Source organism: Acinetobacter rongchengensis (genome assembly GCF_003611475.1).
Classification (GTDB): Bacteria; Pseudomonadota; Gammaproteobacteria; order Pseudomonadales; family Moraxellaceae; genus Acinetobacter; species Acinetobacter rongchengensis.
Map to the genome: position 1 here is coordinate 1 of NZ_RAXT01000229.1, position 298 is coordinate 298.

The 298-nt window shown below is 38.3% G+C and carries 1 pseudogene; it reads left to right on the forward strand.

From position 1 onward, the window contains the following. Positions 1-298, forward strand: a pseudogene (locus tag D7V20_RS19670) (MobA/MobL family protein); the annotation flags it as partial.

A 298-nucleotide genomic window follows, 5' to 3' on the forward strand; every position in this document is an offset into this window, starting at 1 on the left:
TTGATTTAGAAGCTACCTTGCATGAAGGAAGCGCAGTTACAGCCATGAAGCGTAAATATGAGCGTGAACAATTAAAACCAGTTGAAGAACGAAATCCAAAAATCATCATGCCGATCATTGCCCTAGAAAATAATGCAATCAAGGCTAGAAACGCTGAAAAACAGCAGATTTTAAAAGGATTAGAGCAAGAAATTGTCCTATCCAAAAAGGTTTTAGATGGTTTAAAGCAACTGGAACGGACTCAAAAAGCAAAAGATCAGCATGAAGCCGAGATTAGAGCCACAAAACAAGCTCATAC